The following is a 26667-nucleotide window of genomic DNA, read 5'->3' on the forward strand; positions in this document are numbered from 1 at the left end:
CCTAATTTAACGCTGGGAGTGCGCTATGAAGGCCCATATAACTGAACAAAGTGAAGCACATCAATCGCGACCGATGCGCCTCCTACATCACCGCCCCTGCTACAAAAACCTAGGCCAACAGTCATCGCGATACTTCCCGATTTTTTTAAAAGAAACGTTTTTTGCCAACCGAGCCAACCCATGAGCAAACACCTCTACCCTCTCCTTCTCGCCCAATTCCTCTCGGCATTTGCCGACAACGCCATATTGTTTACGGTCATCGCGATGGTGATGCAAGACGCGCACCCGGTCAGTTGGTATGTGCCTGCGCTGCAAAGCGTATTTCTAGTGGCATTCGTGGTCCTGGCACCCTGGGTGGGCGGCTTTGCGGACAGTCATGCCAAATCGCGGGTATTGATTGTCGCCAATCTAATCAAGGCCTGCGGCGCCGGCTTGTTGCTATTTAAAGTAGAGCCATTGTTGGCTTACTGCATCGTCGGCGTCGGCGCGGCGCTTTACAGCCCAGCTAAATATGGCATTTTGCCGGAACTGGCCGGACATAACGGCTTGGTTAAAGCCAATAGCTGGATCGAAGGTTCGACGATATTGGCGATATTGACCGGCATGGTAGTTGGCGCCCAGCTTGCCGACTATTCGACCAGCTGGGCACTAATAGCAACAATCGCGCTATATTTGATCTCGGCGGCCACTACCCTGTTCTTACCGGTTGGTTTGCGCAAAGCGCCGCCATCCGGCTCGAAAATCTTACTGTTTTACCGGGAAGTGAAAACTTTTTTGCTCATGCCGCGCGCCAGGTTCGCGGTGTTGGGCGCCTCTTTATTTTGGGCCGCAGCAGCCTGTGTGCGGGTAATTATCATCGCTTGGGCGCCCTTGGTATTAATGACGCATAACGCCAGCGACATTGCCAACCTGACGCTGTTTTTGGCTATAGGCATCATCGCCGGTTCGGTAATGGTGCCGCGCTTGATTCCGCTGGAACATTTGCGCCGCGCGCGCATCCCGGCGTATTTGATGAGCATATTCATCATCGCCCTGAGTTTTACCGAGGCAGTCTGGCCGGCGCGTTTTGTGTTGTTTTTTATGGGTATGGCCGGCGGCATATTTATCGTACCGGTCAACGCCGCGCTTCAGGATCTTGGTCAACAAAGTATTGGCAGTGGCGGCGCTGTGGCGATGCAGAACTTTTTCCAGAACGTAGCTATGTTATTGTCGGTAGGCGGCTATACCCTGGCTGCTGCCGAACAAGTAACGCCAATTTCCGCGCTAATCGGTTTGGGCGTGTTACTACTGGTGGCTACTTTTCTGGTGGTTTGGCATTTACCTGAAGTGGAGCCAGCGTCTTCCAGCCTTGAATAAAGGTCTGTACCAATAAATCCACGCTGAGTTTGGACGCTTCAATATCGCTGACTTGCGGTTTGGCGGTCAGCGACAAAATACAGATTCCATGTACGCCACTCCACAAGGTTCTAGCAGCAAGGCGGCTTTGCTCGTGCGAACTGCCGGGTGTCAGTTGGATAAACAACACTTCCACAATCGCAAACATCTGTGCGGTTTTTTGCTGATACCACTCGGGCTGAGGTTCCGCGCTCTGAATATCGAAAATCATCCGCCAGCGATTGAAATGCTGGGCCGCAAAATTCAAATAGGTTTCAGCCAACGTCAGAATATGCTGCTCTACGCTGGCGGGCGGCACGCAGTCGGTCAATTGCTTTGCCAACTCATCCAGTGTCCGGCCTTTGACGTGGGTAAACAAATCGTCCATATTGGCAAACACCATGTAAATGCTACCCACGGTATAGCCAATTTCCATGGCGATTTTGCGCACTGTTAATGCGCTAACCCCTTCCTCGATGACAATGGTTTCCGCTGCAACCATTACCATTTCTTTGATTTGTTCCTGACTATGTTCGCTTCTTCTTGCCATATGTTCTCTGCGACATGCACTAAAAACGGCTACCATACACGACCTTGCCCCAGGAATCGATAGTTTACATGCACAACGAGCTTCTCGATGTCGTCGATATAGACGATGCCGTTATTGCACAACAACCAAGATCTGAAATTCACGCCAAAGGTCTGCGACATCGGGCCGTGCATATTCTGGTATTCAACGATCACGACCAGTTATTTCTGCAAAAACGCTCGATGAAAAAAGACCTGAATAAAGGCTTATGGGACAGCTCGGCGGCCGGCCATGTCGACGCCGGCGAAAGCTACATCAGATGTGCACCGCGTGAGTTACAAGAAGAATTGGGTGTGTCTGTAGACAGCCTAGAGGCCTTATTCAAATTAGAACCCAGCCCGGAACTAGGCATGGAATTTATTCAGGTCTACCGCTGCCGGCATAACGGACCGTTTAGCTTGGCGGCTGAGGAAATTGATGAAGGCTGCTGGTTGAATCGGCCCAGTGTCGATGAGCGCGTCGCTAGTAACGATCCGACGTTGACGCTTACCTTCAAAATTATCTGGCAACGGTTCAGGAAATTCCCAAACCATATGGATGCGCGGGCCTTATTCTGAAGATAAGTAAAACGCTGAGATGAAAACTGCGGGTAAACCAAAAAAGTGGCGGAGCGGACGGGACTCGAACCCGCGACCCCCGGCGTGACAGGCCGGTATTCTAACCAACTGAACTACCGCTCCGCAGTAGAGAGCGGCGCATTCTACAGCATATCAACCTCGCGTCAAGCAAAAGCCTAAATTAAATATGCCGGCACCACCCTGCCCACTCTGTACCAGTGCCGATACCCGCCATTTTCATAGCGACTCGAAACGCGTATACAGCCGTTGCCGGCACTGCTTATTGGTGTACGTTGACTGTGCGCAGCACTTACCGCCAAGCCAAGAACAAGCCATTTACGATCTGCATCAAAATGATGTTGACGACCCCGGCTACATTAAGTTTCTATGCCGATTGGCAAAGCCTTTGCTCGAAAGATTACCGAACAATTCCGAAGGCCTGGATTACGGCTGCGGTCCCGGTCCGGCGCTGGCGGACCTGTTAAAAGCCCAAGGACACCGCATGAAACTCTATGACCCATTCTATGCGGACTTTCCTGAGCATCTGCAACAAGCATACGACTTTATCGTCTGCACTGAAGTAGTAGAGCATTTCCGTGCGCCAAAAAGTGAATTCGACACGCTGTTTGATTTATTGAAACCCGGCGGTTGGCTGGGCATTATGACCAAATTGGTTGTCGATGCTGAAGCGTTTGCCAAATGGCATTACAAAAACGATCAGACCCACATCAGTTTTTTTTCCCGGCCCACTTTTTACTGGCTGGCGGCGCGTTACAACTGTCAAATCGAATTCATCGGCAACGACGTGATTATTCTGCAACGCAGTCCAGACCGTTGCAGCGATTAACCTCTACGGTGATATGGTCGAGCCGCGCGAATTTGGCTAGCAGGGTCTTGTAATAATTAGGTGACTTAGGCTCCTGCGTGACCAACACCACGATTGCCGAATAATGATTGGCGCTGACTGGCCAAACATGCAGGTCGCTGACCCGGCATTCGCCATCTTCCTCCAACGCGGCTTGCATCGCCTGTGTATAACGCTGATCGAGGCTTTGGTCCAGCAATACCGGACTGGTTTCTTTGATTAAGCCATATGCCCAAACCAGAATCACCGTAGCGCCGACAAAACCCATCACGGTGTCCAGCCAAACCCATCCATAATATTTACCGGCAACCAATGCGACAATAGCTAATACCGAGGTTAGCGCATCGGCCATTACATGTATATACGCTGCCCGGAGATTATGATCCTGATGATGGGGATGATGGTCATGCTCATCGTCATCGTGATGGCCATGCTCATGGTGGTGGTTATGATTGTGCCCATGGTGATGATCGTGATGGTCTCGCAACAACAGCGCACTTAACAAATTGATCAGCAAACCCACTTGTGCCACCAAAATAGCCTCATCGAAGCGAATGATTTCAGGCATCAGCAAGCGTTCCACCGAATCGGCAGTCATCACCAATGCCACCATTGCCAAGGCAATAGAACTGGCAAAACCGCCCAGTATCCCCACCTTGGCCGGGCTAAAAGCAAAAGTTTGGTCATCTTGGTGGATGCGAGTGTACCGATAAGCGAAGATAGCAATCATAAAAGCCACCACATGCGTGGCCATGTGCCAACCGTCGGCTAACAAAGCCATGGAATGAAACTGCATGCCGGCGACAATTTCCACAATCATCGTCGCAAACGTCAGCAACAGCACCCATTTGGTACGCCGCTCGCCTTTGCGATTGATCCGCGCGAAATTATGCGAATGTTGCCAGTTACTCAATTGATGTTCATGCATCTGTAGTTCCTTGTTCTCCACGTTCATCGAAGCACCATTCTAGCGCAGCTTAACTGGAAACACCCTCCGCAAAGCAAAAGCATCTGTTATTTACGGCGAACCACCGTAAAATACGATTTTGAACTTCTTCGCCATCGACTTTCAACCATCCGATGAGTAATTCCGCGCATATATTCAGCGTATCCCAGCTCAACCGTGAAGCCAAACGTTTGCTGGCCAGCCACTTCCTCACCGTCCAAGTGCAAGGTGAGATTTCCAATCTCAGCCTGCCTTCTTCCGGCCATTACTACTTCACGCTAAAAGACGCCCAAGCCCAGATCCGCTGTGCGATGTTCAAGGGCCAACAGCAACGGCTGCTTTTCAAACCGGCCAACGGTAATTTGGTCGTCGCCACTGCTCAAGTCAGCTTGTACGAACCACGCGGCGACTACCAGTTGGTGGTGGAACAACTGGAAGAAGCCGGCGATGGCGCATTACGGCTGGCTTACGAACGCCTAAAGCAAAAACTATTGCTGGAAGGCCTATTCGAGCAAAGCCGTAAGAAACCGATACCGCAACTGCCTAAGCAAATCGGCGTCATCACCTCGGCCCGCGGCGCAGCCATACACGACATCCTTAGTGTATTGAAAAGACGCTTCCCGGCAATCCCAGTTCTGATCTACCCGGTAGCGGTTCAAGGTGATAGTGCCAAATTCGAAATTAGCACGGCACTGGAAACTGCAAACAAACAAGACCTAGTGGACGTGATCATACTGGCACGCGGCGGTGGTTCGCTGGAAGATTTATGGGCCTTTAACGAAGAAATCGTGGCCCGAGCGGTAGCCGCCAGCCGGATTCCGGTCATTTCCGCGATTGGCCATGAAGTGGATTTCAGCATCGCCGATTTCGTTGCAGACTTGCGCGCACCAACGCCATCGGCAGCCGCCGAACATGCCGTGCCGGATCAATCCGCGTGGCTGAACCGCGTTACTAATATCGAGCGCCGATTGGCTCGGCAGATACAAGGCAAATTACAGCAGCAGCAAGTGCGATTGAACTGGTTGAACAAAGCCTTGCAAACCCAACATCCCGGCGAAAAACTGCAACGCAATGCCCAGCGCCTCGACGAATGGGAACAACGCTTGAATAGAGCAATACAAGGCAGTCTGCAGCACAATCGACAACAATTAGCGTTAAACGAGCGACGCTTACACCTTCACCAGCCGTTGGCTGCGATTCAAGGCTATCGGCAACATCTTGATTATTTCCAACAGCGTTTAAGCCGTTCCATGAACGTTAAACTAACAACGTTGCAAAGCCGACAACACACGGCTGCACAAACCTTAAACGCAGTCAGTCCTCTGGCAACGCTGGAGCGGGGTTATGCTATTGTGCAAAAATGTGACAGTTCGCAGCTAATCAAGTCGGTTACACAGCTAACCAAGCATGAGCTAATCGATAGTCGATTAGCGGATGGTCGCATCGTTAGCGAGGTTAAAGAGGTAATCCCGGATTAAATCTTGTTCTGATTTAATGATTAACTATCGCTCTTCCCTCAAGTTTATCGCCGACATTTGTCAGGCATAAAACATGCTTATTTAAGTAGTTTACGAATCGCGCGAGTGTTTATATGACAATATTTGAAACAACTATTCCTCTGAGTGTTGGCTACGCTCTCATCGATAATGATCACAGCATATTTATCGATCTGATAAATCAATTGGATAATGCCAATAACACCGACTTCCCCGGATTATTCACGCAGTTGTATCAACACACCGAAGAACATTTTGAATCCGAAAATCGGTTAATGGCACAATTTAGATTTCCGGCAGAAAGCGAACATAAAGGCGAACATCAACGGGTTTTAGGAGAATTCAAACAGTTTAAAACTCGTATCGACAAAGGGTTAATCCCCTTTGGCCGTGCATTTGTAAAAGAGCGTCTGCCGCAGTGGTTTTTGCTGCACATTACGACAATGGACAGCGCGTTGGCCGCGCATATCAAAACTCAGCAGGAATTACCCGACGAATGAAACCTGATAAGGACCTTAGAGTAATAAAAGATTTTTACGACTCTGACGAAAGCAGCACTCTCTATAGGCGCTTACTCCAGGAACAGAATTGGCCAGACAATTGTTATAGCGTTGCCGGTCGGGAGTTCACCTTACCTCGCCTGCAAACCTGGCATGCCGATCCGGGAATAGTTTATAGCTACAGCAACAATCTGTTAAAAACTAGGCCCTGGACGCCGTTGCTATCGGATATACGGCAAAAAATCGAACACTTCTTAAACTTTTCGTTTAATTCCGTTTTGGTAAACTTGTACCGAAACGGTGAGGATTATGTAGGTTGGCATGCGGATAACGAAGCGGAGTTGGGAGAAAGGCCCTTCATAGCGTCATTGACGCTGGGAGCAACCCGGCAATTTGCATTCCGGCATAAAAAAACCGCAGAAAGCGGCGGTATTTTACTCACTAGCGGAACGCTATTGATTATGCAGCCCGATTTTCAACATCACTGGCTGCATAGTATTCCTATCGATAAGAAGCTGACTCAAGGACGCATAAACTTAACATTCCGGAAAGTTATCGCTCCCAATTAGCTTGTTTAACGTCACTTAACTTCTTAGAGCGACAACGATTAATGTTGCTCCAATACTTGAGATTGCTCAGCTTCAAATTTTTTTCTTTTGTCGCACTTCTCACTGCAGACACAGTTGCCGGTACCACCGCAAGAACCTTTGATTGCATGCCGACCAAAAATCACGCCGACCGCCATTACAGCAATAACGATCAACATAAACAAAAACGTTACTAAAAAATAACCCATTTTTTTCTCCTGTTTTTCTAATCGCTGAAACGAAAAAAGGAGCGATCCGAAAACCGCTCCCTGTTATTCGTGTCAGATTAATATAAATTAACCGCCGAAATCATCCAACATAATATTTTCAGGGTCAACACCGTTAGCAAGCAACATGTTGATTACTGAAGAGTTCATGATTGGTGGTCCGCACATGTAATATTCACAGTCTTCCGGATTCGGATGGTTCTTAATGAACTCTTCGAACAACACGTTATGGATGAAGCCGGTGTAACCTTTCCAGTTATCTTCAGGTAACGCATCCGACAATGCCACATGCCATTCGAAATTATCGTTTTCTTTGGCCAGCATATCAAAATCTTCTACATAGAACATTTCGCGTTTGCTGCGGGCACCATACCAGAAGGTCATTTTGCGTTTGGACTTCAGTCTACGCAATTGATCGAAGATATGTGAACGCATGGGTGCCATACCAGCACCGCCACCGATAAAGACCATTTCCGCATCGGTTTCTTTAGCGAAAAATTCGCCGTAAGGACCGGAAACGAATACTTTGTCGCCTGGCTTCAGATTGAAGATAAACGACGACATAATGCCCGGAGGAATGCCGTCTGCACCGCCTGGAGGCGGAGTGGCGATCCTGACGTTCAGCATAATTTCCTTTTCTTCAGGATATGATGCCATTGAGTACGCACGCAGAGTAGGCTCTTTTACATCGGACACATAACGCCACAGATTGAATTTATCCCAGTCAGGCCTGTATTCGTCGGCAACCTCCATCTCAGCATATTTTGAAATGTGTGGAGGACATTCAATCTGAATATAACCACCCGCACGATAGTTGATAGCTTCGCCTTCGGGCAACGCCAACACCAATTCTTTTATGAAAGTGGCTACGTTGTCATTGGACTTAACCGTGCATTCCCATTTTTTTACGCCGAATACGCTGTCTTCAACTTCGATATCCATATTCTGTTTAATGGACACCTGGCAAGCCAGACGTTCACCGTGCGCAGCTTCACGCTTGGTGATATGCGATTGCTCGGTCGGCAGAATGTCGCCGCCGCCGCTATGCACTTTAACTTTACATTGACCGCAAGTGCCACCGCCGCCGCAAGCGGAGGAGACAAACAACTGGTTATCCGCCAGTGCTGTTAACAACTTAGACCCAACCGGTACACGGATTTTCTTCTCATGATTGATTAGAATTTCCACGTCTCCGGAGGCCACCAATTTACTCTTGGCGCCGATAATTAAAAACACCAGCGCTATCACGATGACCGTGAAGAAAATAACACCTAATGCAATTTCCAGCATTACGATACCCTTATAATTGAATTCCAGAAAAAGCCATGAAGCCCAGAGACATCAAGCCAGCGGTGATAAAAGTGATGCCCAGACCTTGCAATGCAGCAGGTATATCGCTGTATTTCAATTTCTCACGCACACCGGCCATGACGGTAATCGCCAGAGCCCAACCGAAACCACTACCAATACCGTATACCACGCTTTCGCCGAAATTGTAGTCGCGTTCGATCATGAACAAACTACCGGCCAGAATCGCGCAGTTCACGGTAATCAACGGCAGGAAAATACCCAAGGCTTGATACAGAGCCGGAAAGAATTTATCCAAAATCATTTCCAGAATCTGCACGATCGCAGCGATCATGCCGATACAACTCAACAAGCTTAAAAAGCTCAAGTCGACACCGGTAATACCGATCCAGGCCAATGCATCTTCTTTCAACAAGGTTTGATAGATAAATTGATTCGCCGGTACGGTCAGGGTTTGCACCACCATCACCGCGATACCCAAGCCCATTGCAGTGGAGATCTTCTTGGAAACCGCCAAGAAGGTACACATGCCCAGGAAGAAAGATAACGCCAGGTTTTCGATGAAAACCGCTTTAACAAATAGACTGATATAAGCTTCCATTAGTGGTGCCCTCCTTCACCGTGAGCAATCGACATAATTTTGAACTCGTTATGTTCAACCTGCTTAGGCTTCCAAGTACGGAAAGCCCAGATAATCAAGCCGATGATGAAAAATGCGCTAGGCGGCAGCAACATCATGCCGTTAGGCACATACCAACCGCCATCTTTGACTAAGGGCAATACGTCGAAGCCGAGTAACTTACCTGAGCCAAGCGTTTCTCTGAACAGCGCTACTATGATCAAAATCAGACTGTAACCGAGACCGTTGCCGATACCGTCCACAAAGCTTTGCATAGGCGGATTTTTCATTGCATACGCTTCAGCACGGCCCATCACGATACAGTTGGTGATGATCAAACCAACGAATACCGACAGCTTTTTGCTTACATCAAACGCGAAGGCTTTTAGCAATTGATCGACCACAATAACCAGTGAAGCAATGATGATCATCTGCACAATAATACGAATGCTACTTGGCGTGTGTTGACGCACAGCGCTGATAGCAGCACTCGAACATGCCGTCACCGAAGTCAGGGCCAGAGCCATGATCAACGAAGTTGACATTTGCGAAGTTACCGCCAGCGCCGAACAAACCCCGAGCACCTGCAAGGTGATAGGGTTGTTATCGACCAACGGTTCGAATAATACTTTTTTAGTTTCTTTATCCATTGTTCTGCCCTAACCGTTTGTTCTAATCTTGTTTAGATAAGTAGCGAAACCTTCCGTGCCCATCCAGTATTGGATCAGGTTGCTGACACCCCGACTGGTCAGTGTCGCACCGGCCAAACCGTCAACTTTATAAACTGAATCAGGACGACTGGAATCAACACCACCTTTCACCAAAGTCAAAGCCACTTCACCTTTGTCGGAATAGACTTTTTTGCCTTTCCACAACGCGCGCCAATTAGGATTAACCACCTCACCACCCAGACCCGGTGTTTCACCTTGGTCATAGAGATTAATGCTTTGTACGGTTTGTGCATCTGACTCTAAAGCCAGAAAGCCGTACATGGTAGACCACAAACCATAACCGTTGATTGGCAGAATGATGGATTGCAACTGATCGCCTTTTTTGACCAAAAACACCTTGGTGTATTTGGCCTTTTGGCGAATGCTGGCAATATCTTTCTCGACCGGAATCAATTCGTTCTGCGCTGGATCTTTAGCTGCCTTACGCTGGTCGTATTCGTCGACGTTGATATTGTCTACGTAATCGCCCGTTTTCAGATCGACAATCTTGCTTTCGATTCGATCGGCAAAGGCTTGGTCGATATCCGTGCCCTCTTCCAACAAGCCAGCCACATCAAGAATGTTTTTCTTCATGTCCAGGGCTTTGTTGTAGCCTTGCAAAGGACGCAAGGCTACAGTCGCGAGAGAGACCAATACCGCGCACACCAAGCATAGGGCCAAGGCTACGTTAACGGTTTTTTCCAGGCTGTCGTTGCTTAGGGCCAGGATTCTATCGGCATAAACTCTGAACTGTTCGTAGTACTTGCAGAGTTGCTCGTTATACTTGCAGGTTTTTTTCTCGGCATTAAGCATGGCGTTTGATCCTTCTTCTAATATTTGCTTGAACAACAAAGTAATCAATCAATGGTGCAAACATGTTTGAGAAAAGAATGGCAAGCATCACACCTTCGGGGAAAGCCGGGTTAATCACCCGAATGATGATAATCATCACACCGATCATCACACCGTAAATCCAGCGACCGGTGTCGGTGACAGCAGCAGATACAGGATCGGTTGCCATAAACACGGTGCCAAAAGCAAAACCGCCTACAACCATATGCCAATACCAAGGTATCGCAAACATGGGATTCGTGTTGCTGCCGATAATATTCAGCAAAGTAGACATGGCGATCATGCCGATCAATACGCCACCCATAATGCGGTAAGAAGCGACGCGGGTATAAAGCAGGAAAGCCGCACCCAACAGACAAGCCAAAGTCGATGTTTCGCCCATGGAACCAGGAATGAAACCTAGAAATGCCTGTATCCAGCTAAAGCTTTCTTTGATCGCTTCCAGGCCGCCTGCGGAAGCCAGGGACAATGCTGTAGCACCGCTATAACCATCCACTGCAACCCAGACCGCATCGCCGGAAATTGACGCCGGATAAGCGAAGAACAGGAATGCACGACCGGTAAGCGCAGGATTCAAGAAGTTTTTGCCGGTACCACCGAACACTTCTTTACCTAGAACGATACCGAATGAGATACCCAACGCCACTTGCCATAAAGGTATGTCAGGCGGCAGGATCAAGGTATACAGCATCGAAGACACCAAAAAGCCTTCGTTGACTTCGTGCTTACGTACGGTAGCAAACAACACTTCCCAAATACCGCCGACCGCTAAGGTCGTGATGTAAATCGGGAAGAAATACAACATACCATGCACTAGGCAGGAAAACGGATTGTAGGGATTATAGCCAAACAAGCCCATGATCAGACTGCGCCAGCCATTAGTCTCTTCCAAACCCATGCCTTTCATAGCCAGATTGGCTTGATAACCGGTGTTGTACCAGGCCATCAATATACAAAACGCTGTGGCGATAACCACGAAAGTCATGGTCCGTTTTAGGTCATTACCGTCACGAACATGGGTTTTACCGCGTGTTACATCGGATGGCGTATAGATGAAAGTATCGACCATCTCATACAGGCCATAATACTTCTGGAATTTGCCGCCCTTTGTAAAATGCGGCTCTATGCTATCTAATAAGTCTCTAGCCGACATTATCCTTCCTTCTCTATTTTATTTAAATTTGCTCTTAGCACAGGCGCGAAGTCGTGTTTACCGGGATCGACGAAAGTGAACAAGGACACGTCTTCCTCACTCAATTCCAGACAGCCCAAAGCTTGGGCAGTATCGGTGTCGCCGACTACGATCGCTTTCAATAAAGGTGTCGCCAAAATATCCAATGGCATAACCGACTCGTAGACGCCGACAGGCACTATGGCGCGGTTGCTACCATTCTTGTCTGTGGTCAACGGAAACAGGCGATTATCTTTGCGATCTTTGCTGGAGACGTAGACATTCAAAGCCGAATACTTGTCTTTGCCAGGCACGATCCAACCGAAGAATTCCCGCTCACGACCTTCTCTAATCGCCGAGACCTGCAAACTGTAAACACTCAAAAATGCGGCAGATCCAGCTGCTTCATGGCCATACAAAACAGAACCTGAAATCACGCGGCTTTCAACATCTTGCAATTCTCCAGCGACCAACTCATCCAAGTTCGCGCCCACTCGTGTGCGCACCAATCTAGGATTTTTTACGGTTGGGCCAGCCAAAGAAACCACACGCTCAACATTCAGTTTACCGGTGGTAAACAACGCGCCGATAGCAATCACCGCTTGATAATCGATATGCCAAACAAATTTATGGATATTGACCGGATCAATAAAATGGATGTGGGTACTCGGCAATCCTGCTGGATGCGGACCGGAAAACTCGGCAACTTGAACCGCTTGGTTGGCCACCACATCGGTACTTGCAGCCTTGCAAAGATAGGTTTTACCGCTTGTCAACTTGGAGATCACAGTCAAGCCATTAGCAAAGTCGGCGGCGCGTTCTTTGATAATGACAGCTGGATCGGCCGCCAGCGGACGAGTATCTATCGCTGTGACAAAAATCGAACTAGGGGCGGAATCAACCGCTGGGATTTTGCCGTAAGGACGAGTCAGGAACGCAGTCCACAATCCCGATGCCAGCAAGCTTTCCTTGACTTGTTCTTGAGTCAAGTTGCCTAGCTCGGCTTCGCCGTACTTGGTGAAAGACTCTTGCTGATTACCCTGCAATTCGATGACCACGGATAACAACGCCCGTTTGTCACCGCGATTAATAGCTTTAACTACACCTGCGCCGGGCGAGGTAAAGTTAACACCTGGATTTTTTTTGTCGGAAAAAAGCGCCTGTCCTAATTTGACCTTATCCCCTTCGGCAACCATCATTTTCGGTTTCAGATCAATATAATCAGCACCCAACAGGGCGACCGATTTGATGCTGTTACCATCGCTTATCTTTTGTTCGGGGCCGCCTGTTATAGGCAAATCCAAACCTTTCTTTATATTAAATTGCATAGTTAATACGCCTGCTCCCCAGACTAGTTGCAGCAAAAAGCCCATTGAGAAACACCGAACTCAAAGGGCACTTCAAGACAAAACGTGTTCATTACATCACAAGTTATCGGCTTTCTCAACGGAAAATCCTTAGGTTCGCAGGCCGAGAACCCGCCCCATAACGCCCGGCGTAAGTGGGAATGCCTCTCAAATTTCAACTACTTTATTTATATCGAAACCGCTGACATACTTGCGCCCGACATACCCGCGGGTATTGCTTAAAATGCGCGCATCGGCTATCCGGTAATCGCCCAAATTATGTACATGACCGTGGAACCAGGCGGCGATTTCATGCTCGTGAAACAAAGACTTTAAGTCGTTACAATACGCCAGCTTTTTAAGTACATTAGGTGAATCAATCCAACTCCATTCCGTGGGCGCATGATGCGTAACCACTATGGTCCTGCCGGCAAAAGGTGATGCAAGTTGTTGTTCCAGCCAGAATTTCGATTCACGATGCAATTCAGTGAAGTGCTTAGGTTCGAAAGCTTGGCCTGCAAACGACACCTTGCGAAAATCGTTCAAGGTTTTACCCAGTACTTCGGCCTTTTCAGTACCTTCGATAAATAAATTGGTCCACAAGGTGCATCCTAAAAAACGCACACCCTGGAAAATAAACTGATCTTTTTCCAAAAACTGAATTTGACTGCCCGCGCATTCATTGCGCAGCATATTGATGGTCTGTTGATATTCGTAACCATAAAACTCATGATTACCGGCCACGTAAATCACCGGCTTATCAATAGACTTCAACCACTCGACGCCTTGCTTGAAAATCCCAATATCACCCGCCGCCACGACTATATCCGCATTGGTTTCCGGCAAACTCTGCTCGCCAAATTCTAAATGCACATCAGAAAAGTAATTTATCCGCACAATTTGCTCTTTCGTCTCATAACTAAGGAGGTATAATTTAATACTAAGTGATTTACTTGGTATTTTTTAGATAACTTTGATTTTTTGCACACAACAACTCTATGTCGATTAGCCCCAGAAAACACACCCAACAGGTTTTGGTAGGAAACGTAAAAATCGGCGGTGAAGCTCCGATTGTAGTTCAATCCATGACTAACACCGATACAGCTGATGTTGCAGGAAGCGTTCAACAGATTATGGAATTAGCGACAGCCGGCTCGGAAATGGTCCGCATCACGGTCGACCGTGAAGAAGCCGCGCAAGCCGTACCGGAAATCGTCAACCAGCTGGCACAAAAAGGCTTTTCGGTACCCATTATCGGCGACTTCCATTTCAACGGCCACAAGTTACTGGAAAAATATCCGGATTGCGCGCAAGCACTTTCCAAATACCGCATCAACCCCGGCAATGTTGGCAAAGGCAAGGCGCGGGACCCGCAATTTCAGCAGATGATAGAGTTTGCGATCCAATATAACAAACCCGTGCGCATCGGTGTCAACGGCGGAAGTCTGGATCAAGCCGTACTAACCCGCTTGCTCGACGAGAACAGACAATTGGCGCAACCGAAGGAATTGCCCCTGATCACCCGAGAAGCCATCGTACTCTCCGCCCTGGAAAGCGCGGCAAAAGCCCAGGAACTGGGACTGGGCAAAGACAAAATTATCCTATCGTGCAAAATCAGCGATGTTCAAGAGTTGATCAGCATTTATCAAGACCTGTCCAGCCGTTGCGATTACGCCCTGCACTTAGGTCTTACCGAAGCCGGCATGGGCTCCAAAGGCATCGTCGCATCATCGGCTGCGCTTGGCGTGTTGATGCAACAAGGCATAGGCGACACCATCCGCGTATCACTAACGCCAGAACCCGGCGCAGCACGCACCAAAGAAGTGATCGTGGCTCAGGAAATCCTGCAAACCATGAACTTCCGCTCTTTTACCCCCATGGTAGTGGCCTGCCCCGGTTGCGGCCGCACCACCAGCGATTATTTCCAACGCCTGGCGCAAGACATTCAAGGCTATTTACGCGATCAAATGCCCATCTGGAAAGATAAATACAAAGGCGTGGAAGACATGAAAGTCGCGGTGATGGGCTGCGTAGTGAACGGCCCCGGCGAAAGCAAAAACGCCAACATCGGCATCAGCCTACCCGGCACGGGTGAATCGCCTGTTGCGCCGGTATTTGAAGACGGCTTCAAAACCGTCACCCTCAAAGGCGACCATATTGCTGAAGAGTTCCAGGAACTGGTCGAGCGTTATATCGAATCACATTACAGCGCACAGTAAAAACGTTACAGCACAAAGAAGGTGGCTAAAAGCCGCCTTTTTTTATATCAACTACCCAGACTCTATCACTGACCGACATTAGTACTTGGCAGGCTTGAGAAAATTACTGCCAATCTCCTAGACTGCAAATAAGATAAATTTGAAAGGACAAGAATAGGCAAATAAACGTGACAGCCTGCAATCAAAAAGCGGCACAATAAATAATACCGCTTTCGTCCACGGCCACTACCCGCCCTCGCAACGCCAGCTCAGTAGACCAGCGTTCAGTCTCTTCTACGGGAACATTGCATCTGGCCGACACCGGCCCCAATGCCGGCTTGCGAAACTTGGCATCAAGCTTTCTGACCACAGGAACAATGCCGGAAATATCGGAAAACTGCTGTGAAAGAAACGCACCGGAACCCGCTGCGGCAACCGACAATAAGGCGCTGCCGTGGACGGTGCCGAGATGATTGGCGTATTGAGGGCTTTCCGGTAAGCAAACTAAAAAGCCGCTATCCGGCTTGGCTAGCTCTAACCTATCATTTGATTAAAGGGTAATTGGGAAACGTCCATGCTTGGTTCTTTCAGATAAATGTTCAGCGTCGAAATAGGCTGCTTGCCGGCCGAGATTGGAGCCGCACTACACGCAAATACTTTTCATAGTGTTGACCACTCTGGGTTTATTCGCTGGTTTCTTCGACGTCCGGCAAGTGCTCATACACCTGCTCGACGGTTTGGTGTTCGGTTAAGGCTTTAATGACTGCCGTTAGAGGTTCCGCATGGATGTCGGGTAAATCTTGCTCCAAGGGATTCACAATCGAAAACGCTAATTTTTCCAGCGGCGGGCAAAAATCCGCTGCCACACCGGGCTTATTGCCGCGCGCATCGACTCGGTACCAACCATATTGCACCAGATAAACCGCGTTCAAACCGTGCAGGCAATAAGGCGGCTGGTTGCCGTCTAACGTCAGCCGCTGGTAACACAGTCCGGCTGGAATGGCGTTGGCGCGCAAAAGAGCCGCCAGCAAATGGCTTTTGGCGTAACAGTAGCCGGTACCGTGGATCAACACCTCGGAGGCTTTGCAGGTCACGGGGGTCAGCCGGTAGTCCCAGCTATGCTTGATTTCGTCGCGGACGAATTCGAAACAGCGTTTGGCGATTGCTTCCTCATCGGCGCAACCCTCCGCCAACTTCGCAGCTTGGGCGACGATTGCCGGATGTTGGCTGTCGATATAAAGACTGCTGCCCAGGAAAGGCTTCATGTCCGGCAACCGCTTTACCGTGCGTTGGATTTTCGCTAATACGTCGGTCAGTAATGAAACGATTTCCGGCATCGCCAAAAGCTCCGCTTCGGAGATGTTCGCGCTCGGCAACGACAAGGTGATCGATGCGGCTTCGATTAGTGTGGCCGACATGGTGATCAAGGTTTCCCGGAGCGCGGCATCGGCATGACGAGCACGCGGCGTGGCGTTCAATATCGCCACCGGTTTGTCGGCAAAGCCCTCGAATGCGACCAGCCAATCCAGCGCGTTTTTGATGGTGCCGGAAACGCCGTGCGCATATTCCGGGCTGGCGATCAGCATGGCATCGGCCGAGGCGACTTCCTCGCGCAATCGCTGTGCGACGGCCGGCGGCGCGTTTTCCAAATCCGGATTGTATAAAGGCAAGTCGCCAAGCCGGGTAAACAGACAGACTTCGATAGCCGCCGGCGCCAAGTCTCGTGTCACACGCAGCAAAGCGGAATTGATGGAAGCCGCCCGCAAGCTGCCGGATAAAGCCAAAATTTTCACGTTACGGTTCAAATGCCAGGAAAAACTGGGCTGGCGGCCAATCGCTTCAGCCCAAATATCGGCAGAATAAGTCAATTTAGGCCGATTGGGTACTAGAATTATAACCCACGGTTAAAGTAGACCCCCGAAATGCAGGCATAAACAGGTTTTTCAGGGTGTCCCTTTCGCCCGCTGCGCATGCCTGTTGTGCGGGAGGAAAATTGGCGACCAATGCGCTCAAGGCCTCACCCAGCCAGGCTTCTTCGCTGAGCCGGGTCGTCACATTATTCAGATAACCTTGCAGCTCCTGGCGTTCGACCATCAACATCAGTTCGCTCATATTCCGCAGGTTCCAAAAAGTCAAACCGATGCCCACCAACAGGACTGAAACCGAAGTCAGTACGGAAACGTTTACCCAAATCTTGGCTTGCTTAAGCTTTCATCGATCTCCATAAAAAAGGGTTGTGTATGCCATTGGTGTCCAGAAAATATTAGTGGCGAAAGCAAAGCTAATTAGATCGACCTTATATAGCAAAGCTCTAATAATACTCAAGTGCGCCATTTGAGAGTGCTGATGCTCAACGATGGTATTGAACAAAGCCATAAAGCGTGCTCACAAACAGCCTGAGCACGCAGCCATTCTCGGCGCCTTGGCACTAGAGACAAGCCTGCTGCACTGGAAGAAAGACTCTATACTGATGCGCTGGATGTCGAATTGAAATTTAGGGTGTCGGACAATCTAATCGCGAGTGTATTAGTTCGGCAAAATAGAGGTTGGAAAAAACCCTAAAATGATTGCTCATGTGATATGAGTTCTTGCGTTTAAGAACAAAAATAAACTTACCGTCAGCTCGATACGTTCAGCAGTCCAACTGGAACAGTGATATCCCAAGCCGGTTATTTCTCGGCAAAAGCCCACACGATTGCCACGGTCCGGATCGACAATAATGACTTGTGCGTTTGGTGCGGCGTGGCGCACGATGAAGTTGGCCAACTGCTCGGGCTTGTGGCGTTCGTAAAGCACATCGCTGCCGATAATCAAATCGAAGCGCCCCAAGCCCGGATTCCCGATGCCCCAATTGCCGGTTTTATATTGCAGCGGCCCGAGTTTATTCAACAGCACATTTTCGTTCAGGGAAGCCTCGCTCAAGGGATGCCAGTCGCCGACCGCAATATTGCCGGCCCGGCGATGAATTACCAAGCTGGCCAAACCCAAACCGGCGCCTATTTCCAGGATGCGTTTCCCAACCAAATCAACGCTATGCATAGCCAAGGCCAGCACCCATGCGGACGGCCAGATTTTTCCAAACAACGACCAACTGACGGACGAAATTCCCGCCAATTTCGCCTCACCGTGCGGATCGGCATATTGTTGCAAATCGGCTAAAGAGCGAATGACGTAATCGATACCGGCAACGGTGACGGTCTCAAATTTGACACGCTAATCTGACATTGAGGTTTACAGCCACAAGGCTGTGCATCAGGAAAGGTTCTGATCGAAGGGCACAACGCTTATTGAAAAGGGAGATGCTGGCCGAAAAGGCGCTCGCGAAGTTGCCGGAAACGGACAACTATCTACGCAGGGTAACACATCGGCTAAGCGACCATACGGCTAGCGCCGATTAGTAGAGCATCACGGGCAGCGTGCTATTCGGGAAACAACTTATCCCGCGCATTCTCCAGAATCGCGGTCACGGCCGGATGCTTGAGTTTGCGACGCATAGTAATCGCATAAACACGTTCATGTACCGATTCGATACGGCCAATGGCTTCCACACCGTATTGGCTGTGGATTTCGGCTTCTACATTGCTCGGCGCGACAAACAAACCCGCACCGCCGCTACCAAAAGTCTTGATTAGCGCGCTGTCTTCAATCTCCGCCTGGATGACCGGACTAATGCTTTCGGCGTCGAACCATTGATCCAGTGAGCGCCGCAACGAGGTATTGCCGGTCGGCAGCAAGAACGGCGCGCCGCTTAAGGAACGCGGAAAATTTTGCCGATAAGTCGCAGCTAATGCCGGCGCGCCGAACACGGTAACCCCGCATTCGCCCAGCAGATGATTAAATGCTTTGGCGCCGCTGGTCGGTGTCAGCGGCGCATCGGACAGCACCAAATCCATACCCTGCATGGCCATCTCACTCAACAAACGCTCGGTTTTGTCCTCATAGCACAGAATCTGCACCGGTTCCGGCAAACGAAATGCCGGTTCTATCAAGCGGTAAACCACCATTTTCGGCAACGCATCGGCGACCCCGACCACCAGCCGCAAGGCCCGCCCCGTCGGCCTCCCCTTCAAAGTATTGCTTAGCTCTCTGCCCAGCGAAAATATCTCTTCCGCATAATGAAATACCACCCGACCAGTATCCGTTAGCGCTAGTTTACGGCCTTGTTTATAAAACAGTTTTTCGCCGATTTGCTGTTCCAACACCGCTAATTGGCCGCTAATGGTCGGTTGCGCCAAATGCAGCTTCTCGCAGGCTCGGGTAATGCTTTCTTCGCGCGCTACATGCCAGAAATAAAACAAATGCTGATAGTTGATGCGTTCCACAAGCGTTTAATCCATAGGAATTTACGATGCATTTATTCTAAACATTCTATTTAACAATATCAAAATCCCGCGTTAGGCTATCAGCCAACCGTAAATCATCTTGAGAACTGAACATGCAGAAACTAACGGCGCTATGCGCCGACGACTCGACCCCAAATGCCGGACCTGAACTAGCGGATTACGACAAGTCAACGTTCGAACAGGATAACAGCAGCGCCAGCCAAATTCTCAGCGAGCGCTTATTCGACAGCCACGGCGACGACAAAGAACTGCGCAGCGCCATTCGCTTGCTTGGCTCGATATTAACAAAAGTCCTGGCTGCGCAGGCTAAACCGGAAGTCGCCGGCGCAGTGGCACAATTGCAACGCAAGTTTGCCAGCTTACTGCGAGAAGGCGGTGCCAATCGCCGCCGCCAATTCATGGAGATTCTCGATGGCCTGGACCCGGAAGAAATAAGCGAAGTGGTGCGAGTGTTTAATGGTTATTTCAGCCTGATCAATATCGCCGAAGAATCGCACAATTTGAATTTGCGCCGACAAAATCAGACCGGCCGTTATTGGCCCGGCTCGTTTCACGATACGCTGATCAAATTGCGCGACAGCGGCGTCAGCGCCGACAAATTGCAGGTGTTACTGGACGAGATGCTGTATTTGCCGGTGATGACCGCTCATCCCACCGAAGCCAAACGCCGCACGGTAAAAAGCGCCTTGCGCAACGTGTTCCTCAGCCAGGAAGCCTTGGACGATCCGCGCTTACGCAGCCAACAGCGCAGCGAAGCCTTGGACAAATTGCAAGCACAGATTCAATTGCTGTTAAAAACCGACGAAGTGCGCGCCCGTAAACTGGGCGTAGCCGACGAAATCGATGCGGGCCTGTTTTATTTTTCGCTGTCGCTGTTTCAGGCCACCACCTTGGTTTACCGTAACTTGCAACGTGCGCTTAGCGATGTGTTCGGCAGCGATTTGGCTAGCCAAATCCGCATCCCCAGCTTCCTGCGCTTTGGTTCGTGGATAGGCGGCGACCGCGACGGCAATCCGAATGTGAAGCCGGAAACCACCGAGCTTGCCTTGCGTATGCAGGCACAAACCATCATGCAGGAATATCTCGCCCGCCTGGATCAATTGCGCGGCCAGTTGTCGCATTCTTATGGACTTTGTGACTTGACGCCGGAATTTATCGACAGCCTGCACGCCGACCGCGCCATGCTGGGCGCGGTCGTCACAGACTTGGAAAAGCCCTATTTACAGGAACCTTACCGGCACAAACTGATATTAATGAAATATCGCATGCAATCTACCTTACAGCACGTGCAACAACAACTGCAGGGCCAACCGGAACAAGCCAATCGCCTTGCGTATGCCAGCGTGGCCGAGTTTTTACTCGATCTGCGCTTGATCGATGCGTCCTTGCGCAGCCACGGTGACGCCAATATTGCGGAGCTGGAACTAGCCGATCTGATGCGGTTGACCGAGGTGTTTGACTTTCACTTGATGCAACTCGATGTCCGGCAGGAATCGACCCGCCACAGCGAGACAGTCGCGGAGATTCTAAAGGCGGCGCTGAACATTGACTATCTGGCGCTAGACGAAGCACAACGCATGGCATTATTAGCCGAGGCTATCGCCGCACCGGGTGGCTTGATGTTTGACGCCACCGCGCTGACGCCGGCCAACCGCGAGACGCTGGAGTTGTTTACGGTGATGGCGAAAATGCGCCGGGAAATAGGCCCGAATTGCTTTGGCAAATACGTGATTTCCATGACCCACTCGGCCAGCCACGTCTTGGAAGTCTTGCTGCTGGCGGCACAAACCGGCTTGGTCGGCAGAATCAGCGGACATTGGCATTGCCATATCGGCGTCAGCCCTTTGTTCGAAACCATAGACGACTTAAACCGCGTTTCCGACGTGTTGACGCAATTGTTCGATACCGCCTGCTATCGGGAATTGTTGCGGGTCAGCGGCGACCGTCAGGAAATCATGCTGGGTTATTCCGATTCCTGCAAGGACGGCGGCATCTTGGCGTCGGCCTGGGGCTTGTCGCGCGCGCAACGACAAATTATTGCGATCAGCGAGCGTTACGGTTTGAAATGCCGCTTATTCCATGGCCGCGGCGGCACCGTTGGTCGCGGCGGCGGCCCGACGCACGAAGCGATTCTGGCCCAGCCGCCGGATACCGTGCGCGGCCAGATCAAATTTACCGAGCAAGGGGAAGTGTTGTTTTATCGGTATAACAATATGGAAACAGCGGTCTACGAATTGACCATGGGCGTTACCGGCTTGCTAAAAGCCAGCGTCAGCCTGGTGCAAGCCATCCCGTTGGATCGGCCGGAAGACTTGGCGGTGATGGACGAATTGGCACGGATCGGCGAACAAAGTTACCGAGAATTAACCGAACGCACGCCCGGTTTTTTAGACTATTTTTACGAAGCTACCCCAGTGGGCGAGATCGGCGGCTTGAACATCGGCTCGCGGCCTTCGCATCGCAAAAAACTGGATCGCTCGAAAAACTCGGTGCGGGCGATAGCCTGGGTATTCGCCTGGGCACAGTCGCGGCAGACTTTTCCAGCTTGGTACGGCATCGGTTTCAGTTTGGCAAGCTGGTGCGCCGGCAAACCTGAACGCCTGGAAACACTGCGGCGGATGTATCGCGACTGGCCGTTTTTCCGCAACTTGCTCAGTAACGCGCAAATGGCGCTGAGCAAGTCGGACATGAACATCGCCCGCGAATACGCGCAATTGTGTAACGATCCGGAAACCGGCAAACGTGTTTACAATCTGATAGCTGGCGAACATCAGCGCTGCGTGGAGTGGATATTGGAAATAGCCAACGCCGACCACTTGCTCGCCGAAAATCCGGCATTGGCAGCGTCCTTGCAGCGCCGCGATGCCTATCTGGGGCCACTGAACTATCTGCAGGTATTTTTGATACGCCGGCTACGGGAGATTAATGCAGAGAATGCTGCGGAAAGTCCGTGGATGAAACCCCTATTGCGCAGTATCAACGCGATTGCCGCAGGCATGCGCAATACCGGTTGATGTTATTGGCCCGGCCCTGAAATACCGGCCGTCCTGAACTGGTTGAAGGACGCCCCCCTGAAAGGGGGAAAGGGCTTTTCGGCAGACTCTAAAGGGAGGAGAACCATGCAAAACGCCTACGCATTGGCACACTGGCTTAGAGTAATCATCATCAACACGGGGCGCTGGCTGTTTGAAAACAAGCCTGCTATGGCAATCTTGACCCTGATATTTTTGTATAAATTTGGCGACACCTTGCTACCCTTTCTATGGCACATTCTGCACCTGGCCATTGAGGTGGTCGAGATGTTGTTCGAGCATTTTTTGGAACATGTGTTTGGGGTAACGCCGCGTCAAGCCGAGTTCATTGTATTTTGGACCGGTCTGAGTGTGCTCGGTACTATGGTTTGGCGCTTGTCATATAAAGCTTATCTAGTGATCGTGCGAGCATGCGAAGCTGCTTGGCAGAACTGGTGTGAAAAAGCCGGCCCGGCCAAATTACTTGCAACCCTTAAGCTGACGCTTTTGCTGAGCATACTCGGCAAGACCATGCTGTTATTCGTTTAAACCGATAGGATTTCGTTACGTATGAGCACCACTGCTGGAAACAAGGAACACCCGCACCGAAAACAGTCAACGCAAACCTTGCTGGGATTCTTATTCGACCTGCTGGAAATCCCCAGTCAAGCCAAAGGAATCCGAGAGCGTTTGCTGGAGTCAGCCAGCGACGACAGCCAGGCAGCGCTGAGCAGCATCGGTGACCATTTGGGTTTAAATATGGAGAGCGCGCTGCTTACGCCCATTGCCGCGGCCAACGCCTCAGCCCCGCACACGCCGCTGCTAACCAGCCTCTCCGATGGCTGCGGCTGGCTGGTATTGTGCGGATTTCGCGGCGGCAAAGTCAGAGTGGCCCTTGCGCAGGGCGAGGTTATCGAAGAGCGCCACGTCAAACCGGCAGACATCGCCGCACTGTTGGGCCGAAGCGATGCCGGCATCAGCAAGTGGCTGTTAGTACAAGCCCAGGCGCCACTGGAGAATGCCGTCAGTCAAGACCACCATGCGCACATGCCGCCATTTAGCCGCTTGCTGGAGCTGTTACGCGCTGATCGCCACGATCTCTGGCTATTGTTGGGCTTGGCTTTGGGCTCCGGATTGCTAGCGCTGGCTTCGCCGGTGGCGGTGCAAGCGCTGGTTAATACCGTGGCGATGGGCGGCATGGGCCAGCCTTTAATCGTATTGGCCACCATACTGTTTTTCTTTCTAAGCTTCGGCGGCGCGGTCTATGTGTTGGAATCTTATCTGGTGGAAATCGTGCAGCGGCGAATTTTCGTGCGCCTGGCCGCCGACCTGGCCTATCGCTTGCCCAGGGTGCGCAGCGATGCCTACGATAGTCAAAACGGCGCGGAACTGGTCAATCGCTTTTTCGATGTATTGACCTTGCAGAAAGCCGGTTCTGCGTTGCTCTTGGACGGCTTGAGTACCGTAGTACAAACCTGCGTCGGCCTAATCATGCTGGCCTTCTATCACCCCTTCCTGCTGGCCTTCGATGTGGTGTTGCTATTGTCTATCACTGCCATCGTATTTTTATTGGGCCGCGGCGCGGTCACCACGGCAATTCAGGAATCGATCAGCAAATATGCCTTGGTCGCCTGGCTGGAAAGCGTTGCCGGGAATATTCAAACTTTTAAATTCGGTAACGGTGCGCTGATGGCCGCCAACCGTACCGACCGTCTGTCGCTGGACTATTTAACCGCCAAACGCCAGCATTACCGCGTGCTGCTGGGCCAAGTCATCGCCTCAGTAGCGCTGTATGCCATCGCCAGCACGGCCTTGTTGGCTATCGGTGGCTACTTGGTCATAGACGGCCATTTAACTTTGGGGCAATTGGTGGCGGCGGAACTGATCGTCTCGTCAGCTTTACTGGCCTTGATCAAATTCGGCAAACATCTGGAAGGCTTTTACGATTTGATGGCCGGCACGGACAAGATCGGCCATTTGCTGGATTTGCCCTTGGAAGAGTCAGCAGAAGTAGACGCAGAATTTAACGGTCCGGCGTCGCTGACAGTCAGCGACTTAAAATTCGGCTTCGGTGTTCAACGGCCATTATTCTCGGGTTTTGCGATGCAAATTCAACCCGGCGAAAAAGTCGCGATTTTCGGCGGCCCCGGTAGCGGTAAAACCGCGTTGGTCTCGCTAATCAGCGGGACGCGGCAAGCACAAGCCGGCCAAATACAAATCAACGGCCAGGCACTCGAAGACCTTCGCTTGAGTACCTTGCGGCAGAACATCGCAGTAGTCAGCCGACTGGAGACTTTTCACGATAGCCTGCTGGAAAATGTCAGGCTTGGCGATGCGAACCTGAGCGTTGCCGATGTCCAGCGGGCCTTGGCCAAAGTCGGCTTGACCGACTTGGATTTGGATACCGTCATGAGTCCCGGCGGCTCCCCACTTGCCCATAGCCAAGCCATACAAGTTATGCTGGCCAGAGCCATCATCGCCAACCCTGCCTTGTTGATCGTGGATGGCATACTCGATGGCTTGGATAGCGGATTACAGCAGCAGTTGGCATCAATACTGTTGGCCGCTGACGCGCCCTGGACGTTACTGCTACTAACAGGATCGAAAGAATTAGCCGCACTTTGCGGGCGCGAGATCACTTTGCCGGGAGCCGCCCATGACTGATTTACAGATTAGGCTGTCGGCGCTATCGGCAGCTCACACCCCTCGTCTAGTCAGCAGTTTAGCGCGCGCTTGCGTCTGGCTATTTCTGTTGACACCTCCAGCCCTGCTAATGACACCTTGGCAACAAAACATCAACGGTAACGGCCGAGTGTCCGCGTTTGCACCACTGGAACGCCAACAAAACTTGGATGCCCCGGTTTCCGGCCGTATCGTCAGTTGGCATGCTAAAGAAGGCGCCAAAGTGAAGGCCGGCGATTTGCTGATGGAAATTACCGATGTCGATCCGGAATTGCTGGCACGCTTGCAGCAGCAAAGGGCGGCGGCCGCCGCAAAATTGGCGGCTAAAGAAGACGAACTGCAGGCGTATCGCCTGCAAATCGACAATTTGATTGCTACCCGCGATTTACAAGTAGCTACCGCGCAATACCGGCTGGATGTCGCACGGCAACGCGCGCGCTCCGCCAGTGAAGCCATTGCCTCCGCCCGTGCCACGCTGGAAACGGCCAGCGTGCAAACCCAGCGCCTGCAACGCTTGATAGGCGACGGCTTGGTATCGCAACGCGATTACGAAGTTGCTCAGCGCGACGGTATCGTCGCGCAACGCAGTCTGAACAGCGCGCAAGCCAGCCTGGAAGGCGCCTTGGCCGAACAACGCGCCGCCGAAGCGGAAATCGGCCGAATTCGCGCCGATGCCCAGGCGCGTATCGACTCGGCGACGGCCTCGGCCAACAAAACTCAAAGCGAACTGGAAGACAGCCGCAGCAGCCTGTTAAAAAGCGAAGTGGATGTGTCACGCCAACAATCCCAACAAATCAGAGCGCCACGCGACAGCAGCATTCTTAGGCTGCTGGCCAATCCGCAGAGCGACATTGTCAGACAGGGCGAGCCCTTGCTTGTATTGGTGCCGGATATGGATGTGAAAGCCGTGGAACTGTGGGTCGACGGCAACGATGCCGTATTAATCACCCCAGGCCGGCATGCGCGTCTGCAATTCGAAGGCTGGCCTGCCTTGCAATTCGCCGGCTGGCCGGAAGTGGCGGTCGGCACCTTCGGCGGCTTGGTAGCCTTCGTGGACTCTACCGACGACGGCAAGGGTAAATTCCGGGTACTGATCGTGCCCGACCCCAACGACCGCCCCTGGCCGACAGAACGCTTCGCTCGCCAAGGCGTGCGTGTCAAAGGCTGGGTGTTGTTGAACCGAGTAACGATGGCTTACGAACTGTGGCGGCAACTGAATGCCTTTCCGCCGCAAATGACTATGGAAGCACCGGCGACCGATTTGGTCAGGCAAAAACTGAAATAAG

General features: G+C 51.0%; 25 protein-coding genes, 1 tRNA gene and 1 pseudogene. 11 read left to right on the forward strand and 16 right to left on the reverse strand.

Going from position 1 to position 26667, the window contains the following annotated elements:
- The first annotated feature begins 180 nt into the window (after window positions 1–180).
- Window positions 181–1356: a lysophospholipid transporter LplT gene (lplT, locus tag EBA_RS12175; protein ID WP_192374960.1), complete on the forward strand. Its 1176-nt coding sequence runs from the start codon at window positions 181–183 to the stop codon at window positions 1354–1356.
- On the opposite strand, the gene EBA_RS12180 is transcribed toward lplT, so the two are convergent.
- Window positions 1295–1924: a TetR/AcrR family transcriptional regulator gene (locus EBA_RS12180; protein ID WP_192374961.1), complete on the reverse strand. Its 630-nt coding sequence runs from the start codon at window positions 1922–1924 to the stop codon at window positions 1295–1297. The two genes, lplT and EBA_RS12180, sit on opposite strands and share 62 nt — an antisense overlap.
- Window positions 1925–1992: 68 nt before the next feature.
- Between EBA_RS12180 and EBA_RS12185 the strand changes: the two genes are divergently transcribed.
- Window positions 1993–2520: an NUDIX hydrolase gene (locus EBA_RS12185; protein WP_192374962.1), complete on the forward strand. Its 528-nt coding sequence runs from the start codon at window positions 1993–1995 to the stop codon at window positions 2518–2520.
- Between the two features lie 46 nt (window positions 2521–2566).
- Here the strand turns inward: EBA_RS12185 and EBA_RS12190 are convergent.
- Window positions 2567–2643 (reverse strand) — tRNA-Asp (locus EBA_RS12190).
- 64 nt (window positions 2644–2707) lie between these two features.
- Between EBA_RS12190 and EBA_RS12195 the strand changes: the two genes are divergently transcribed.
- Window positions 2708–3367 (forward strand): class I SAM-dependent methyltransferase, encoded by a 660-nt coding sequence (locus EBA_RS12195; protein WP_192374963.1) that lies wholly within the window; start codon window positions 2708–2710, stop codon window positions 3365–3367.
- Here EBA_RS12195 and dmeF read toward each other — a convergent pair.
- Window positions 3330–4313, reverse strand: coding sequence for a CDF family Co(II)/Ni(II) efflux transporter DmeF (gene dmeF / locus EBA_RS12200; protein ID WP_192374964.1), 984 nt, complete (start codon window positions 4311–4313; stop codon window positions 3330–3332). The two genes, EBA_RS12195 and dmeF, sit on opposite strands and share 38 nt — an antisense overlap.
- Before the next feature lie 152 nt (window positions 4314–4465).
- Here dmeF and xseA point away from each other — a divergent pair, with 152 nt between their 5' ends.
- From xseA to EBA_RS12215, 3 genes are all read left to right on the forward strand, one after another.
- Window positions 4466–5809 (forward strand): exodeoxyribonuclease VII large subunit, encoded by a 1344-nt coding sequence (xseA, locus tag EBA_RS12205; protein ID WP_192374965.1) that lies wholly within the window; start codon window positions 4466–4468, stop codon window positions 5807–5809.
- A gap of 113 nt (window positions 5810–5922) precedes the next feature.
- Window positions 5923–6327: a bacteriohemerythrin gene (locus EBA_RS12210; RefSeq protein WP_192374966.1), complete on the forward strand. Its 405-nt coding sequence runs from the start codon at window positions 5923–5925 to the stop codon at window positions 6325–6327.
- Window positions 6324–6896 carry an alpha-ketoglutarate-dependent dioxygenase AlkB family protein gene (locus EBA_RS12215; RefSeq protein WP_192374967.1) on the forward strand — a complete coding sequence of 191 codons (573 nt, stop codon included), beginning with the start codon at window positions 6324–6326 and terminating at the stop codon, window positions 6894–6896. The genes EBA_RS12210 and EBA_RS12215 overlap by 4 nt, the downstream gene beginning before the upstream one ends.
- Window positions 6897–6934: 38 nt before the next feature.
- Here the strand turns inward: EBA_RS12215 and nqrM are convergent, their stop codons facing one another.
- From nqrM to EBA_RS12255, 8 genes are all read right to left on the reverse strand, one after another.
- Entirely contained in the window at window positions 6935–7123 is a 189-nt protein-coding gene (gene nqrM / locus EBA_RS12220) for a (Na+)-NQR maturation NqrM (protein WP_192374968.1), read from the reverse strand.
- Between the two features lie 87 nt (window positions 7124–7210).
- Window positions 7211–8431: an NADH:ubiquinone reductase (Na(+)-transporting) subunit F gene (gene nqrF / locus EBA_RS12225; protein ID WP_192374969.1), complete on the reverse strand. Its 1221-nt coding sequence runs from the start codon at window positions 8429–8431 to the stop codon at window positions 7211–7213.
- A gap of 10 nt (window positions 8432–8441) precedes the next feature.
- A complete protein-coding gene (nqrE, locus tag EBA_RS12230; protein ID WP_192374970.1) occupies window positions 8442–9050 on the reverse strand; it encodes an NADH:ubiquinone reductase (Na(+)-transporting) subunit E in 609 nt (202 codons plus the stop codon).
- Complete coding sequence (locus EBA_RS12235) at window positions 9050–9718, reverse strand: NADH:ubiquinone reductase (Na(+)-transporting) subunit D (protein WP_192374971.1); 669 nt, start codon at window positions 9716–9718, stop codon at window positions 9050–9052. The genes nqrE and EBA_RS12235 overlap by 1 nt, the downstream gene beginning before the upstream one ends.
- A 9-nt stretch (window positions 9719–9727) precedes the next feature.
- Complete coding sequence (locus tag EBA_RS12240; RefSeq protein WP_192374972.1) at window positions 9728–10591, reverse strand: Na(+)-translocating NADH-quinone reductase subunit C; 864 nt, start codon at window positions 10589–10591, stop codon at window positions 9728–9730.
- The gene (locus EBA_RS12245) at window positions 10584–11783 is read right to left on the reverse strand and encodes an NADH:ubiquinone reductase (Na(+)-transporting) subunit B (protein ID WP_192374973.1); all 1200 of its coding nucleotides are present in this window, start codon (window positions 11781–11783) and stop codon (window positions 10584–10586) included. Before EBA_RS12245 ends, EBA_RS12240 begins: the two co-directional genes overlap by 8 nt.
- Complete coding sequence (locus EBA_RS12250) at window positions 11783–13129, reverse strand: Na(+)-translocating NADH-quinone reductase subunit A (RefSeq protein WP_192374974.1); 1347 nt, start codon at window positions 13127–13129, stop codon at window positions 11783–11785. The genes EBA_RS12245 and EBA_RS12250 overlap by 1 nt, the downstream gene beginning before the upstream one ends.
- Before the next feature lie 186 nt (window positions 13130–13315).
- Window positions 13316–14044, reverse strand: a complete 729-nt coding sequence (locus EBA_RS12255) for a metallophosphoesterase (RefSeq protein WP_192374975.1) — start codon at window positions 14042–14044, stop codon at window positions 13316–13318.
- A gap of 101 nt (window positions 14045–14145) precedes the next feature.
- Between EBA_RS12255 and ispG the strand changes: the two genes are divergently transcribed.
- Window positions 14146–15366: a flavodoxin-dependent (E)-4-hydroxy-3-methylbut-2-enyl-diphosphate synthase gene (gene ispG / locus EBA_RS12260; RefSeq protein WP_192374976.1), complete on the forward strand. Its 1221-nt coding sequence runs from the start codon at window positions 14146–14148 to the stop codon at window positions 15364–15366.
- Window positions 15367–15547: 181 nt separating this feature from the next.
- Here the strand turns inward: ispG and EBA_RS12265 are convergent.
- The 5 genes and pseudogenes from EBA_RS12265 to nhaR all read right to left on the reverse strand — a co-directional run.
- Window positions 15548–15790 (reverse strand): annotated as a pseudogene (locus tag EBA_RS12265) (thioesterase); the annotation flags it as partial.
- A gap of 238 nt (window positions 15791–16028) precedes the next feature.
- On the reverse strand, window positions 16029–17213 hold the full coding sequence (locus tag EBA_RS12270; protein ID WP_225616215.1) for an NAD(P)H-dependent oxidoreductase: 1185 nt from the start codon (window positions 17211–17213) through the stop codon (window positions 16029–16031).
- A 1-nt stretch (window position 17214) separates the two neighbouring features.
- A complete protein-coding gene (locus tag EBA_RS12275; RefSeq protein WP_192374977.1) occupies window positions 17215–17457 on the reverse strand; it encodes a hypothetical protein in 243 nt (80 codons plus the stop codon).
- 459 nt (window positions 17458–17916) lie between these two features.
- Window positions 17917–18495: a class I SAM-dependent methyltransferase gene (locus tag EBA_RS12280; protein ID WP_225616218.1), complete on the reverse strand. Its 579-nt coding sequence runs from the start codon at window positions 18493–18495 to the stop codon at window positions 17917–17919.
- 269 nt (window positions 18496–18764) lie between these two features.
- Window positions 18765–19667, reverse strand: a complete 903-nt coding sequence (gene nhaR / locus EBA_RS12285) for a transcriptional activator NhaR (RefSeq protein WP_192374978.1) — start codon at window positions 19665–19667, stop codon at window positions 18765–18767.
- Window positions 19668–19780: 113 nt separating this feature from the next.
- Between nhaR and ppc the strand changes: the two genes are divergently transcribed.
- The 4 genes from ppc to EBA_RS12305 all read left to right on the forward strand — a co-directional run bounded on the left by ppc (window position 19781) and on the right by EBA_RS12305 (window position 26666).
- Window positions 19781–22702 (forward strand): phosphoenolpyruvate carboxylase, encoded by a 2922-nt coding sequence (gene ppc, locus EBA_RS12290; RefSeq protein WP_223146675.1) that lies wholly within the window; start codon window positions 19781–19783, stop codon window positions 22700–22702.
- Between the two features lie 105 nt (window positions 22703–22807).
- Window positions 22808–23248 carry a hypothetical protein gene (locus EBA_RS12295; RefSeq protein ID WP_192374979.1) on the forward strand — a complete coding sequence of 147 codons (441 nt, stop codon included), beginning with the start codon at window positions 22808–22810 and terminating at the stop codon, window positions 23246–23248.
- Between the two features lie 21 nt (window positions 23249–23269).
- Complete coding sequence (locus EBA_RS12300) at window positions 23270–25363, forward strand: peptidase domain-containing ABC transporter (RefSeq protein ID WP_192374980.1); 2094 nt, start codon at window positions 23270–23272, stop codon at window positions 25361–25363.
- On the forward strand, window positions 25356–26666 hold the full coding sequence (locus tag EBA_RS12305) for an HlyD family secretion protein (RefSeq protein WP_192374981.1): 1311 nt from the start codon (window positions 25356–25358) through the stop codon (window positions 26664–26666). The genes EBA_RS12300 and EBA_RS12305 overlap by 8 nt, the downstream gene beginning before the upstream one ends.
- The last annotated feature ends 1 nt before the right edge of the window (window position 26667 follow it).

It is taken from the genome of Methylomonas albis, from assembly GCF_014850955.1.
In the GTDB taxonomy this organism is placed as follows: Bacteria; Pseudomonadota; Gammaproteobacteria; order Methylococcales; family Methylomonadaceae; genus Methylomonas; species Methylomonas albis.